The following is a 13183-nucleotide window of genomic DNA, read 5'->3' on the forward strand; positions in this document are numbered from 1 at the left end:
TCCGCGGTTGCCGCGGTGTCGGCGGCGGACGTGGCCGCCGTGGCGGCCGGGGTGTGTGTGGTGTCCACGGTGGCCTCAGCCTTCCTTCTGGTGCAGGTGCTTCAGGACCTCGGCGAGGCTCGGCGCCTCCCGGTCCCGCCGGGACATGGAGGTGACCGGCAGCGGCCAGGGCACGGCGATCTCCGGGTCGGCGAAGGCGATCGTCACGTCCTCGGCCGGGTCGTGCCGGCGGTCGATCCGGTAGGAGACGTCGGCGGTGTCGGTCAGCGCCTGGAAGCCGTGCGCGCAGCCCGCCGGGACGTACAGGGTCAGCTGCGTGTCGTCGGAGAGGTCGAAGGTGGCGAGGTTGCGGTAGGTCGGCGAGTCCGGGCGCAGGTCCACGACGGCGTCGAAGACCCGCCCGTAGGAGCACCGCACCAGCTTGGCCTCGCCCGCGCCGGAGCGCAGGTGCAGGCCGCGCAGCACGCCCTTCACCGAGCGGGACAGGCTGTCCTGGACGAAGGCGTCCGGGTCGAGGCCCGCCGAGCGGACGACGTCGGCGTCGAAGGTGCGGCTGAAGAAGCCGCGTTCGTCGGCGTACGGCGTCGGCTCGAACAGGTACGCGCCGGCGATGGCCGGGACCTCGGTGGCTTTCATGCGCTCTCCCGGGCGGGGTGGGCGGGCTGGGCGTGATGGGGGTCGGGCGGCGGGAACAGGGCCGCCGTCAGGACGGCGAACTGGTGGTGCAGGCGTTCGGTGGCGACCAGGTTGCGTTCGGCGAGGGTCCGCCGGACGTCCGCCGCGTTCTTCTCCAGCGTCCGGAACTGCTCCAGCAGCCGGTCGGCGTCGACCTCGCGGGCCGGGTGGCAGAACGCGCCCTGCCCCATCTCGGCCATGAGGGCGTCGCTCTTGGCCGCGTAGCTGACCGCGAGGGTCGGCGTGCCGGCCTTCAGCGCGCAGATCAGGTTGTGGTAGCGGGTCGCCACCACGGCGTCGGCGGCGGCCGTCTCCCGCATCAGGTCGGCGAGCGACGCCGTTTCGGGGGCGGTGACGAGGGGCGAGTCCACGGCGTCGAGGATCGCGGCGACCACCGGCGCGTCGCAGGCGTCGCCGGTGAGCAGCCGGACCTGCCTGCCCTCCTGGGCCAGCGCGCGCACGAAGCGGATCGTGCCGTCGAGGTAGCGCCGGTGGATCTCCTCGGCCCGCGCGCGGTCGTCGTCGCCGCCGTGGAAGGCCATGACGCCCACGCAGACCCGGCCCGGCGGTTCGGTGGGCGCGCCCGCCGGCGGCGCCGGCAGGGCGAAGGCGAGGTCGGGGTGGACCTCGTCGTGCGAGGTGTCCACGCCCATCGCGCGCAGCGCCTCGCGGGACGGGGCGTCGCGGTAGGACCGGTAGGCGGCGAGCCGCGCGGACCAGCGCACCAGTGTGCGGGTCGCCCGGTTGCCGATCCCGGCGGCGCCGACGCCGACCAGCGCGACCCTGGCGCCCGACAGCCGGCCGCTCGCGCAGAGCAGGAACAGGGAGTAGGGGAAGCCCCAGGGCCGCAGTGGAAGGGTGGCCTCCAGGACGCCCATGCCGGGCACGATCACCACGTCATGGCGGCGCACCCAGGCGGCGGTGCGGAAGACGTCGGCGAGTTTGCCCAGGCCCTTGCCGGCGATCGCGCCCGCCCGCGAGGCGGTCCGGTACTCGCCGCGGTACCAGTGCAGCCGCGTCGCGGGGATGCCGTACCGGGCGGTGACGGCCTCCGGTCCGCCGCACAGCGCGTCCACGACGGCCTCCGGGTGCTCGGCGCGGAGGTATCCGAGGACGGCCTCCAGCGATCCGTCGTTGCCGAGGTTGCCCGAGCCGAGCAGGCCGAACACCCCGACGCGCACGGGCGCGGCGTCCGCCGGTGTCATGTCCGCCTCCCCTCGCGGCCGGGGACGAGGGCGTCCACGGACACGGCGAGTCCCTCGGGGACGACCGGGGCGCGGTCCTCGACCCGTTCGCCGGCGCCCGGCCGGGAGCGACTGGTCAGCCATGCGGCCAGGTGGCGGTAGCAGGCGCGCCGGTCGGCGGGCGACAGCGGCGCCCGCCGGATCGCCGAGGCGAAGCCCCACACGTACTCGGCGAGCAGCCGGGGCGTCGGGTGCAGGGGGCCTGCCCGGCGCGGGTCCAGGTTGACGCAGCGGGAGCGCTTGGAGGGGTTCGCCCGCTCGGCGCGGGTGGGGTGGTCGCGGCGGAAGTACAGCAGCTCCGGGACCTGGTGGAAGGGGCCGTGCAGGGTGATCTCGGCGACGAACGTGCGGTCCGCGTGGTGGTAGCTGTCGTGCGGCTTCACCCGGCGCAGCACGTCGGCGCGCATCACCCCGTAGAAGTCGTCGCCGCCGGGTTCGAAGAGCAGGCTGCGGAAGCGCTCCGGCGCGTGCGGCGAGTCGGTGGCGAGGGTGTACTCGTAGGGGACCGTCACCCGGCCGTCGCCGTCGATGACCGCCTGGCCGCTGTGCGCGAGGATCACGTCGGGCCGTTCGTCCAGCGCCTCGACGCAGCGCAGCAGCAGGTCCCGGGCGTACAGGTCGTCGTGCGAGGCCCATTTGAACAGTTCGCCCCGGCATTCGGCGAACACGTGGTTGTGGTTGGGGGCGGCGCCGATGTTGCGGGGCAGCCGGAGGTACCGGATGCGCGAGTCCTTCGCCGCGTACCGGCGGCAGATGTCCTCGGTGCCGTCGGTGGAGGCGTTGTCGGAGACGACCAGCTCGAAGTCCTCGTAGCTCTGGCCGAGCAGGGCGTCGAGGGACTCGGCCAGGTACTCCTCGCCGTTGTACACGGGCAGGCCGATGCTCAGCCTGGGACGGTCGCTCATGTGGTCCTCACTTCGGGAACGGGGTGGTGGTGCCGCTCGCCCAGGGCGGACCGCAGTTGCAGCCACCAGACGGCCGAGCCGCTGACGGTCGCGGCGGCGACGCCCCAGGCCGAGCCGACCGCGCCGGCCAGGGCCGCCCCGCCCAGTCCGCCGCCGACGTAGCAGGCGGACGCGAACAGCTGGGAGCGCAGACTGCGCCGGGCCGCGCCGAGGGCGCGCAGCCCGGCGGCCGCGCCGGTGCCGAGCCCCGCGCCCGCGACGCCGAGGGTGATGGGCACGACGAGCTGGGCGGCGGAGTGCCAGACCGCGCCGAGCACGGCCGCGCCGAACCGGTCCGGCATCAGCAGCAGTGCCCCGCCCCAGCACAGCGCGCCGACGGCCTGGCCGCCGCCGAGGAGGAGGCAGAACGCGCCGAGCCGGTGCGGGGCCCGCCGCAGCACCCGGGCCGCTTCCGGGACGGTGACCAGCGACAGCCCCATCAGGACGGCGAGGAAGGGGCCCAGGAGGAGTTCGGCGCCGCGCACCGCGCCGACCGCGCCGACGCCGACGATCGCGCCGAGCCCGTAGGCCCGCAGCTGGCTCGCGCCGCTGAGGCTGACGTTCTCGACCAGGTAGCGGTATCCGAGGTCGCGTTGCTCGCGCTGCCAGCCGCGCGCCCCGCCCGGCCGGGGCCGGATGCCGGACTGGAGGCAGCCGTAGGCGGCGGCCGCGGCGGCGGACGCGCCCCAGGCGAGCACGAAGGCGGCCACGCTGCCCACGCGGGCCGCGACGACCATGGCCGGGACGAGGGCGACGCCCCACACGAGGTCGTTGAGGAACGCCTTGCGGCCGGCGCCGGCGGCGAAGAACGAGAACCGCCAGGCGTCCTGGAGCAGCAGCCCCGGCAGCATGACGCCGAGGCAGGCGAACGCGGGCCCCACCCGGCCGCCCAGCGCGAGGCCGATCACCAGGCAGGCCGCGCCGAGGCCGGTGCCGACGCCGAGCGCGGTGCCCGTCGAGCGGGCCACCGCCCCCCGCCAGGACGCGTCCGGCGGTCCGCTGAAGCGCACCACGAGCGGGTCGGTGGCCAGTCCGCGGGAGACGTTGAGCACGACGCCGTAGGTCACCCAGGCCAGGCTGAACACGCCGAACGCGGTCACCCCCAGCGAGCGGGCCACGTAGATGCCCACCGCGAAGTTGGACATGCTGGAGGCGGCCTGGTCGGCGAGGCCCCAGGACAGCCGGCCGAGGAGGGCGCGCTTGGCGGATCCGGCCGGCGGCGCCGTCGTCCGCGGATTCTCCCCCTCGGCGGTCACCGGCTTCACGCCTTGATCAGCTCGGCGTCGCGCAGCGCGTCGGCCGCGGCGGCGACGGCGTCGAACGGCAGCCCGGACCGTTCGGCGACGTCCAGCAGCGTGTGCTCGCCGTCGGAGAGGCTGAGCACCCACAGCATGGCCAGCTGGGCCTGCTTGGCGTCGCTGCGGCCGCCGAGCGAGTCGTAGAGCCCGCGCCGGCCCAGCTGCGGTTCGCCGTAGGGGCTGAGGTTGACGTACCTGCGGTTGCGGTCGAGGACGGCGAACGCCTCGCGGCACACGGCCAGGGTGTCCGCCATCGCCTCGGGCGTGACGAAGTCCGGGTCGTCGGCCGAGGTGTGGTACTCGGGGTAGCCGGCGTAGGGGGTCCGGCTGAGCGAGCCCACGCCGAGGTCGAACCCGGGGGAGCAGTACTGCCGCTCGTCGTAGCCGTAGGGGGTGAACTCCTTGATGTCGTGGGGGCGTTCGGAGGAGGCCAGCACATGGCGCAGCACCCGGTCGATCTCCGCGTCGCCGCGCCTGCTCTGCTTGTACGTCAGACGCCCCCGGTCGCCGGCGCAGGCCAGCACGAGGCCGTGCCTGACCCGCTCCACCCGCTCCGCGTTGCGGGCCAGCCAGGTGACCGCGCCGATGGTGCCGGGCGCGAAGATGAACCGGTAGGTGTAGTGCGGCCTCCGCTCGGCCAGCGCCCGTGCGAGGAACACCGCCACCGCGACGCCGGCCAGGTTGTCGTTGGCCAGCGACGGGTGGCAGACGTGGCAGGAGACGATCACCTCGTCGGTGACCTCGCCGGGGACCACGTGCTCGGCGTAGGTGAGGTGGCCGTCGGCGAGCGTGGAGTCGACGCACACCTCGTACTCGCCGTCCGGCATCGCGTCCAGGGTCTCCTGGGACAGGCAGAACCCCCACTGCGGCTGGTAGTAGCTGGTGCGGTAGGGCACCCAGGACGGGTGCTCCGGCAGGGTGTGCAGGTGCTCGCGCAGCTCGGCGAGCGGCATCCTCGCCGACACCGGCACGCTGTAGCCGAGCACGTGCAGGCTGGACGCGGCGAAGTCGACGACGCGCCTCCCGGCGGCGTCGGCGATGTACGCGTCGCGGATGTTCCACTCCTGCGGCACCGTCCAGTCGAGGACCCGGGTTCCGGTCGGCACCTCGTGCACCGTCAGCGGCAGGTACTCGCCGACGATGTCCAGGGTGGCGCGCACCCCGTCGCCGGTGATGCTGCGGCACAGCGGGTACATCCGCCGCACCAGCGCGTGCATCTCGTCGCCGGGCGCGGTCATCGGCGCCACCGCAGGGTGTCGTCGACAGAGCCGGCCTCGGACGCCGTGCGCAGCACGGCCAGCCGGGTGAAGCGCTGCTCGAAGGCCTCCCGGGTCAGTCCGTGGGTGCGGTAGGCGTCGGCGAGTTCGAGCGCGCCGCGCTTGACCGTCCACTCGCAGTCGAAGCCGGGGACGGCGGCGCGGAACCGGGAGAAGTCCACCCGGTAGGACCGCGGATCGGCGCCGTTCTCCCCGGTGATCACCACCTCGGAGCCGGGCACCGCCTCGGCGACCTGCCCGGCGATCTCGGCGACGGTGACGTTGTTGACCTCGCTGCCGATGTTGAACGCCCGGTCGTGCACCGCCTCGCGGGGCGCGGTCAGCGCGGCCGCGAAGGCGCGCGCGATGTCGGCGGCGTGCACGAGCGGGCGCCAGGGCGTGCCGTCGGAGAGGACCAGGACCTCGCCGGACAGCAGGGCGTGCCCCACCAGGTTGTTGAGCACGATGTCGGCGCGCAGCCGGGGCGAGTACCCGAAGGCGGTGGCGTTGCGCATGTACACCGGGCTGAAGTCGCCGTCGGCGAGGGCGTGCACGTCGTCCTCCACCCGCACCTTCGACTCCGCGTACGGGGTCACCGGGCGCAACGGGGCGTCCTCGGCCACGAGTTCGTCGCCGCCGGCGGCGCCGTACACCGAGCAGGTCGACGCGTACAGGAAGCGCCGCGCCCCGGCGTCGCGGGCCAGCCGGGCCAGCCGCACCGACGCCCGGTGGTTGATGTCGTAGGTCAGCTCCGGCGCCAGCGATCCCAGCGGGTCGTTGGAGAGCGCGGCCAGGTGGATCACGGCGTCCACGCCGGCCACGTGTTCGGCCGTGACGTCGCGCAGGTCCACCCGGTGGCCGTCGGGGTCGGCGGGCTCCGGCCCCAGGACGCAGTCGGCGAACAGGCCGGCGTCGAGACCGACGACCTCGTGTCCCGCGGCGGCGAGCACGGGGGCCATCACGGTGCCCAGGTAGCCCTGGTGTCCCGTCAGCAGTACGCGCACAGGTCATTCCCCCAGATCGAGAGTGAGTTTGGTGACGGCGAACGCCTCGGCGTAGCGCGCGTGGCATTCGATGCCGCGGATCCGGGCCAGCCCGAGGAAGGCCTCCCGGTCGTACCAGGGCCGGTGCCGCTGCGAGGGGTAGTGCTCCTGAAGCAGCCGCACCTTCTGCTCGGCGACCCCGTCCGGGAGCGGCTGGTAGGCCGTGGGGCGCCCGAGGTCGCCGTCCCACTTGACGATCTCGTAGCCGAGCACGAGGTGGTCGCGGAACGCGGTGGGAACGAGCTGGGCCAGGCCGCGGTGGTCCTGGTGCGCGTCGTCGGTGCGCGGGGCGAGGATCAGGTCCGGCTCGGTCCGGGCGCGCAGTTCCTCGACGGCGGCCTTGGCCTCGTCCCAGTGCACGGGCAGCCGGCCGTCGGGCAGCTTGTGCACGGTCAGGCGCAGGTCGGCGCCGGGGCAGAACGCGGCGAGCGCGGCCTGTTCCTCCTGCTCGCGCTCGGTTCCGCCACCGGAGAGCACCAGCGCGTCGACGCGGACGCCCGGCCGGGCCCGGCACAGTGTCAGCAGCGTGCCGCCGGCGCCGATGGCGATGTCGTCGCAGTGCGCGCCCACGGCGACGATCCGGTCGGGGCGCCCGGCCCCGAGACGTATCACGCGGTCCTCGCCGGGGCGGGCGCCGGGGCGCCGTCGTGTTCCCACACGGCCCACGGCCGGTCGCCCCGGGCGTACGCCTCGTCGAGCGCGGCCCGTTCCTTGACGGTGTCGGTCGGCTTCCAGAACCCGCGGTGCCGGTGCGCCACCAGCCGTCCGCGCTTGGCGAGCTGGGCGCAGCCGTCGGCGACCAGGTCGCCGCCCTCCGGGATGTGGTCGAAGACCTCCTGGCGCAGGACGAAGTAGCCGCCGTTCTCCCACAGGGGCAGTTCGCTCACCGCGGTGATGCCGCCCACCAGGCCGTCCTCGCCCAGGTCCACGCAGTGGAACGAGGACTGCGGCGGCACCACCATCATCGACGCGCCGGCGTCGCGCCGCGCGAAGGAGTCGATCATCTGCGGCAGCGGGGCGTCGGTGAGGACGTCGGCGTAGTTGGCGAGGAACATGTCGTCGCCGTCCAGGTGTTCGCGCACCCGGCGCAGCCGTTCCCCGATCGGCGACTCGATGCCGGTCTGCGCGAACGTGATCGTCCAGTCCGAGATGTCGGTGGACAGCAGCTCGGTCCGTCCGCCCCGCAGCACGAAGTCGTTGGACGTCGTCTCCTCGTAGGTGAGGAAGAAGTTCTTGATGTGGTGGGCCCCGTAGCCCAGGCACAGGATGAACTCCGTGTGCCCGTAGTACGCGTAGTAGCGCATGACGTGCCAGATCAGCGGCCGGGGGCCGACCATCGCCATCGGCTTGGGGACGTCGTCGGCGGCGCCGCTGCGCATCCGCATCCCGTAACCGCCGCAGAACAGGACGACCTTCATCGCGTGACCTCGACAATGCTCAGTTCCGGGATGGGAAAGACCAGCCGGCCGCCCCACTCGTGCACGTAGGACAGCTGCTCGACCAGTTCGGTGCGCAGGTTCCAGGGCAGGACGAGGACGTAGTCCGGCTTGTCGGCGGCGATCTGCTCGGGCGCCAGGACCGGGATGCGGGTGCCCGGGGTGAACCTGCCGTGCTTGTAGGGGTTGCGGTCCACGGTGTACGCGAGCAGGTCGGGCCGGATGCCGCAGTGGTTGAGCAGGGTGTTGCCCTTGCCGGGGGCGCCGTAGCCGACGACCGTCTCGCCGCGCTCGGCCGCCTCGACGAGGAACTTCAGCAGGTCCCGGCGCACCTTGGCGACCCGGGCGGAGAACTCGGCGTACCCGGACAGCTCCTGGAGTCCGGCGGCCTTCTCGCGGGCCAGCACGTCGGCCACCCGCGCGGTGGGCTCGCCGGCCGCCTCGGCCGGCCGGGCCCACAGCCGGATCGAGCCGCCGTGCGTGGGCAGCAGCTCGACGTCCACGAGCGCGAGTCCGCCGCTGTCCAGCGCCCGGATCGCGGAGGCGACCGTGTAGTACTGGAAGTGCTCGTGGTAGATCGTGTCGTACTGGTTCTCCTCGATCAGGGTCAGCAGGTGCTGCACCTCGACGGAGACCCAGCCGTCGTCGGCGACCAGCGCCCGCAGCCCCCGCGTGAAGCCGGTCACGTCGGGGATGTGCGCGTACACGTTGTTGGCCACGACCAGGTCCGCCGGGCCGTGCTCGGCGCGCACGGCGGCGCCGGTGTCCGGGTCCAGGAACGCCGTGAGCGTGGGCACGCCCGCCTCCCGCGCCGCCGCGCCGACGTTCACCGAGGGCTCGACGCCCAGGCAGCGGATCCCGCGGTCCACCACGTGCCGCAGCAGATAGCCGTCGTTGCTCGCGACCTCGACGACGAACGCGTCGGGCCCCAGGCCCGCCTTCTCCACGGCGTCGGCGACGAACGTGCGCGCGTGCTCCACCCACGAGGTCGAGAAGGAGGAGAAGTAGGCGTACTCCTCGAACGTCTCCCGCGGCGAGATCAGCGGCGGGATCTGCGCGAGCCAGCAGTCGGTGCAGACCCGCAGGTGCAGCGGGTACGCCGGCTCGGGATCGTCCAGTCGGTCCGCGGCGAGAAAGCTCTCGCACGGCGGCGTCGCCCCGAGGTCGACGACGCTCGCCATCGCCTCCGAGCCGCACAGTCGGCATCGTGTCATGTGCTGTCCCCATCCCCCCTGCTCACGCGGGTGTCCCCGCCGTGAGCCGGTACTGACCGACCCGCGATCGCGGAGCGGTACCCCTCCTCCAGGCGCTCCAGCCCGACGGCCGGACTGAAGCCCTGCTCGTACCGGCGCCGGGCCGCCCGTCCCATCTCCCGGTCGAGCGCCGGGTCGGCGGTGATCCGGCGCAGCGCGGCCGCCAGCGAGGCGGTGTCGCCCGGCCGGTGCAGCAGCCCGGTCACCCCGTCCTCGACGAGTTCGGTGAACGCGCCGTGACCGGCGGCGACGACCGGGACCCCGGCCGCCATCGCCTCCACGACCACCAGGCCGAACGCCTCCAGCCACGTCGAGGGCGCCACCACGGCCGTCGCCCGCGCGATCGCCTCGCGGCACCGCGCCGTGTCGTACAGGCCGACGTAGCGCACGTCGTCGCGGCCCGCCGCCCACGCGGTCACCTCCGGCTCCAGCGGCCCGGTGCCGGCGATCACCAGCGGCACGCCCGGCCCGCCGCCCGCGGCGAGTTCGTCCCACGCGGCCATCAGCAGCCGTACGCCCTTGGCCTCCGCGAGCCGGCCCAGGAAGAGCACGTGCTCGCCGGGGCCCGTGCGCCGCACGCCCGGCTCGGGCACGAAGTTGTGCTTGACCGCCAGCCGTCCGGCCGGCATCCCGGCCCCGGCCAGGACGTCGCGCTGCGCCGCGGAGATGCAGAAGAACCGCTCCACGCCCGACCACCACCGCCGCCGGTTGACGGCCAGACCGATCGCGAGCGGCACGGTCGCCAGCCGGGAGCCCCGGTAGCAGCCGTGCCGCACGGCGGGCAGCGGCGAGGACCCCACGCACTCCGCGCACGGCCGGCCGTCCCGCTGGAGGGTGCCGGGCGGACAGACCTGCGTGTAGTTGTGCAGGGTGGCCACGACGGGCACGCCGGCGTCCGCGCACGCCGCCAGCACCGCCGGCGACAGCAGCGGGAAGACGTTGTGGACGTGCACCACGTCCGGCCGCCCGGCGCGCAGCCTCGCGGCCAGCTCCGAGCGGACCGCCGGGTTCCACGGCACCAGCAGCGGCACCGCGACCTTGCCCGGCAGCGACCGGGCGGCGATGTCGTCGCTGCGCCGCTCGAACACGTCGACCCGGTGGCCGGCCGCGCGCAGCAGCGCGACCTCCTGGTCGACGACCTTGTTCTCGCCGCTCGGCTGGGCCGAGCCGTAGCGGTTGTGCACCACCAGCACGTGAAGGGCGTCCACGCTCAGGTCACCTCCGTTGTCCGGGCCCATCGCGGGACGTGTCGTCGAGGGGTTTCGGGCACCGCCACAGCGGCCTCGGCCTCGGCGGGGACCGCCAGCAGCGAGGCGGCCACGGCCAGGTGCAGCAGATACGGCGAGGCGTCGCCCAGCCCGGCCTCGGTGTACGACGCGATCGCGCAGTAGCTGATCAGGAAGATCGCGCAGGCCCTCGACAGCGACGGCGGCCGCAGCAGCGCGACGCCGCCCAGCACGACGACGATCGCCGCCACCAGGGCGATGCCGGTCACGCCCTGCTCGTTGTAGACGGCCAGCCAGCTGTTGTCGATGGGGAGCCCGCCGAACGACTTGTCGCCCAGACCGGTGCCGAACAGGTGCTGGGACGTCGTGCGGGGCGCCGCCAGGAGGGCGTGCCAGACCTTGGCCCGGCCGGTGAGGCTGGCGAAGTTCTCCTGGCTCTGCCCGCGCAGGAACCACGCCTGGAGCGCGGAGCTGAACCCCACCGCCGCCACCGCCGAGCACAGCACGCCCCAGGAGAAGACCCGGCGGGCGGCGGCGCTGGTCAGGACGAGGGAGGTGATCGCCAGCACCAGCGCGACGATCAGGCCGAGCGTGGCCGTGCGGGTGTGGGTCAGCGCGAGCAGGCCGAGAGAGGGCACGACGACCACGGCGGCGCTCCTGCCGTCGGTGCGGCGGCCCAGGAGCAGCAGCACGGTCAGCCCGGTGATGACGGCGGCGTACTGTCCGATCTGCGGCGGGGTGAGCGGCCACAGCGCGCCGACCAGCCGCCCGCCGTACAGGTCGGGCAGGGCGGCGCCCGGGGAGACGACCAGGCCGGCCGCGACCGACCCGAGCACCGCGAAGTACATCCGGATGTGGTGCCGCACGAACGTCGTGCCGCCGTCCCACCAGCGGCTGAGCAGCCACAGCGTGGCGACGAACAGGGCCAGCCGGCCGCAGCGGAACAGCGCGCCGAACCCGGCCCCCTGGTGCACGCTGGAGATCAGGCTTGGCACCAGCAGCAGGGTCAGCAGGAACACGTAGGAGCTGGCCCGCAGGCGCACCCGGGGGTTGGCCAGGAGCGCCAGCGCGAACGCGGCGGCCAGCGAGCCCATGGTGACCATCTGGATGAGCGAGCGCGGCAGCGGGACGATGGTCACGGCCCCGGCGGAGCCGAGGGTGTTGAGGACGAGCAGGCCCCAGACCGCCCCGACGATCTTCGGCGTGCGGTCCGTGCCGGTGTTCGCGGGCGTCATCTCAGCCACCGTCCTTCGCGCGCAGGGTGCTGCCCGCGTCCTGCCGGTAGGGGGCTTCGCGCCACTGCTCGAAGCCGACCGCGCGGCTCGCGTCGTGGACGACGAAGGTCCACGGGCCGACGTAGACGTTGTCGTGCCAGCTGTTGTGCTGGTCCTGGGTGATCGCCCGGGCGACCCGCTCGCCCTGGTACGGCGACCAGTCCGGATAGGTGCCGTAGTTGGACAGCACCCCCATCCGGGCGCACCTGCCCGCGCACGCGGGGACGGACCCGTCCAGCACGAAGCGGTTGCCGTGGACGTCCACCCGCTGGGTCTTCCACCGGCAGTCGGAGTACAGCGGCGGGCCGGCGATCGCGGGCTGCGCGCAGCGACGGATGTCCTTCACCAGCAGTGTGCAGTCGCCGGACGAGGTGTTGGCCGGGCTGTTGCAGAACCGGTCGGCGTTCTCCCACAGGGTGATCCCCGACCAGTTGTTCTCCAGGACGTTGCCGGAGACGTCGATGCGGTCCGTGCGGGCCCGCACGCGCGGCTCGCCGCCGGACTCGGAGAGGTAGACGGTCGCGAAGGGGAAGGTGTCGCCGGAGGCCGCGTAGGCGCGGCCCTCGACCCAGTTGTTGCGCCGGATCGTGTTCTTGCGAATGACCGCGTTGTAGCTGATCTCGTAGATCAGCGCGGCGCCGTCGTTGTCCTCGATCAGGTTGCCCTCGATGAGGAAGTCGTTGTTGTTGGTGTCCGCCCACAGCCCGGTCCCGCGGTTGCCGTGCACCCAGTTGCCGCGCACGTCCGCGCCGTCGACGGCCCAGAACTTGACGCCTCCGCTGCATCCGCAGTCCGGCCGCTGCCGCTCCCAGTCGTCCTTGTTGTTGCCGGTGATCTCGTTGCCCTCGACCACCAGGCCGCGGACGCCGCCCTCCTTGTACGCGTTCATCCCGTACTGGCCGTTGTCGCGCAGGCAGTTGGCGCGGACCCGCTGACGGGAGCCGGCCATCAGCCCGGCGCCGGAGTTGTCGCGGATCGTGGAGTGCTCGACGACCCATCCGTCGGCCGAGTCGTGGTTGACCACGCCCTCGTCGCGGGGCGCGACGAACCCGCGCACGGTCAGATAGCGGATGGCGACGCCGGGCGCGGAGCCGCCGAACGCGTAGTGGTTGCTGCGGCGGCCGTCGAGGACCGCGCCCGGCGCGCCGAGGTAGACGTCCCCTTCCTTGGGGATCACCTGGTCGTAGCGGTTCGACGGGAGGGTGTGCCGGCCCGGCCGGAGCCAGAAGGTGGTGTGCGGCGGGCTGCTCTCGCTCTTCGCGGCCAGGTCGCCGGGGACGGCGGGGTCGACCGTCACCGCGCCCGCCGGCGCCTTCGCGGGCCCGGCGGCGGGCTCGGCGCACAGGCGGGCCGCGGACGCCGGGGGAGCGGAGGGCGCGGCGGTCGGTCCGGGCGTCGCGTCCGTCGTGCCGCCGTCGTCACAGCCGGTCGCCGCCGCCAGCGCCAGTGCCAGCGCCGCCGCCGGCAGCGCCCGCCGCCGTGCGGCCCTCATGCGCCCTGTCCCCACGCGCCCTGTTCCCATGCGTCCTCCCTC

12 protein-coding genes are annotated in these 13183 nt (G+C 73.9%); all 12 read right to left on the reverse strand.

The window, feature by feature from the left end; genetic code table 11:
• Positions 1-75: 75 nt before the first annotated feature.
• From rfbC to OG802_RS27150, 12 genes are read right to left on the reverse strand one after another with little or no spacing between them, the layout of a single operon-like run.
• On the reverse strand, positions 76-636 hold the full coding sequence (gene rfbC / locus OG802_RS27095; protein WP_329414506.1) for a dTDP-4-dehydrorhamnose 3,5-epimerase: 561 nt from the start codon (positions 634-636) through the stop codon (positions 76-78).
• Positions 633-1880: a polysaccharide pyruvyl transferase family protein gene (locus tag OG802_RS27100; RefSeq protein WP_329414508.1), complete on the reverse strand. Its 1248-nt coding sequence runs from the start codon at positions 1878-1880 to the stop codon at positions 633-635. The genes rfbC and OG802_RS27100 overlap by 4 nt, the downstream gene beginning before the upstream one ends.
• Positions 1877-2824, reverse strand: a complete 948-nt coding sequence (locus OG802_RS27105) for a glycosyltransferase family 2 protein (RefSeq protein ID WP_329414511.1) — start codon at positions 2822-2824, stop codon at positions 1877-1879. The genes OG802_RS27100 and OG802_RS27105 overlap by 4 nt, the downstream gene beginning before the upstream one ends.
• On the reverse strand, positions 2821-4119 hold the full coding sequence (locus tag OG802_RS27110; RefSeq protein ID WP_329417426.1) for a hypothetical protein: 1299 nt from the start codon (positions 4117-4119) through the stop codon (positions 2821-2823). The genes OG802_RS27105 and OG802_RS27110 overlap by 4 nt, the downstream gene beginning before the upstream one ends.
• Positions 4120-4124: 5 nt before the next feature.
• Complete coding sequence (locus OG802_RS27115) at positions 4125-5399, reverse strand: DUF4910 domain-containing protein (RefSeq protein WP_329414513.1); 1275 nt, start codon at positions 5397-5399, stop codon at positions 4125-4127.
• Positions 5396-6421 carry an NAD-dependent epimerase/dehydratase family protein gene (locus OG802_RS27120; RefSeq protein ID WP_329414515.1) on the reverse strand — a complete coding sequence of 342 codons (1026 nt, stop codon included), beginning with the start codon at positions 6419-6421 and terminating at the stop codon, positions 5396-5398. The genes OG802_RS27115 and OG802_RS27120 overlap by 4 nt, the downstream gene beginning before the upstream one ends.
• Before the next feature lie 3 nt (positions 6422-6424).
• The gene (locus tag OG802_RS27125) at positions 6425-7072 is read right to left on the reverse strand and encodes a PIG-L deacetylase family protein (RefSeq protein WP_329414516.1); all 648 of its coding nucleotides are present in this window, start codon (positions 7070-7072) and stop codon (positions 6425-6427) included.
• Positions 7069-7878, reverse strand: coding sequence for a glucose-1-phosphate cytidylyltransferase (locus OG802_RS27130; protein WP_329414518.1), 810 nt, complete (start codon positions 7876-7878; stop codon positions 7069-7071). The genes OG802_RS27125 and OG802_RS27130 overlap by 4 nt, the downstream gene beginning before the upstream one ends.
• On the reverse strand, positions 7875-9110 hold the full coding sequence (locus OG802_RS27135) for a class I SAM-dependent methyltransferase (RefSeq protein WP_329414519.1): 1236 nt from the start codon (positions 9108-9110) through the stop codon (positions 7875-7877). Before OG802_RS27135 ends, OG802_RS27130 begins: the two co-directional genes overlap by 4 nt.
• A complete protein-coding gene (locus OG802_RS27140; protein WP_329414522.1) occupies positions 9107-10387 on the reverse strand; it encodes a glycosyltransferase in 1281 nt (426 codons plus the stop codon). Before OG802_RS27140 ends, OG802_RS27135 begins: the two co-directional genes overlap by 4 nt.
• The gene (locus OG802_RS27145; protein ID WP_329414525.1) at positions 10360-11610 is read right to left on the reverse strand and encodes an O-antigen ligase domain-containing protein; all 1251 of its coding nucleotides are present in this window, start codon (positions 11608-11610) and stop codon (positions 10360-10362) included. Before OG802_RS27145 ends, OG802_RS27140 begins: the two co-directional genes overlap by 28 nt.
• Before the next feature lies 1 nt (position 11611).
• On the reverse strand, positions 11612-13141 hold the full coding sequence (locus OG802_RS27150) for a right-handed parallel beta-helix repeat-containing protein (RefSeq protein WP_329414528.1): 1530 nt from the start codon (positions 13139-13141) through the stop codon (positions 11612-11614).
• Positions 13142-13183 lie beyond the last annotated feature (42 nt).

Origin of the sequence: Streptomyces sp. NBC_00704, assembly GCF_036226605.1 — a bacterium.
In the GTDB taxonomy this organism is placed as follows: Bacteria; Actinomycetota; Actinomycetes; order Streptomycetales; family Streptomycetaceae; genus Streptomyces.

Excerpts from the sequence above, each read along its gene's own strand:
- rfbC (WP_329414506.1), bottom strand. The coding sequence starts at position 636 with ATGAAAGCCACCGAGGTCCCGGCCATCGCCGGCGCGTACCTGTTCGAG.
- OG802_RS27100 (WP_329414508.1), bottom strand. The coding sequence starts at position 1,880 with ATGACACCGGCGGACGCCGCGCCCGTGCGCGTCGGGGTGTTCGGCCTG.
- OG802_RS27105 (WP_329414511.1), bottom strand. The coding sequence starts at position 2,824 with ATGAGCGACCGTCCCAGGCTGAGCATCGGCCTGCCCGTGTACAACGGC.
- OG802_RS27115 (WP_329414513.1), bottom strand. The coding sequence starts at position 5,399 with ATGACCGCGCCCGGCGACGAGATGCACGCGCTGGTGCGGCGGATGTAC.
- OG802_RS27130 (WP_329414518.1), bottom strand. The coding sequence starts at position 7,878 with ATGAAGGTCGTCCTGTTCTGCGGCGGTTACGGGATGCGGATGCGCAGC.
- OG802_RS27135 (WP_329414519.1), bottom strand. The coding sequence starts at position 9,110 with ATGACACGATGCCGACTGTGCGGCTCGGAGGCGATGGCGAGCGTCGTC.
- OG802_RS27140 (WP_329414522.1), bottom strand. The coding sequence starts at position 10,387 with ATGGGCCCGGACAACGGAGGTGACCTGAGCGTGGACGCCCTTCACGTG.
- OG802_RS27145 (WP_329414525.1), bottom strand. The coding sequence starts at position 11,610 with ATGACGCCCGCGAACACCGGCACGGACCGCACGCCGAAGATCGTCGGG.
- OG802_RS27150 (WP_329414528.1), bottom strand. The coding sequence starts at position 13,141 with ATGAGGGCCGCACGGCGGCGGGCGCTGCCGGCGGCGGCGCTGGCACTG.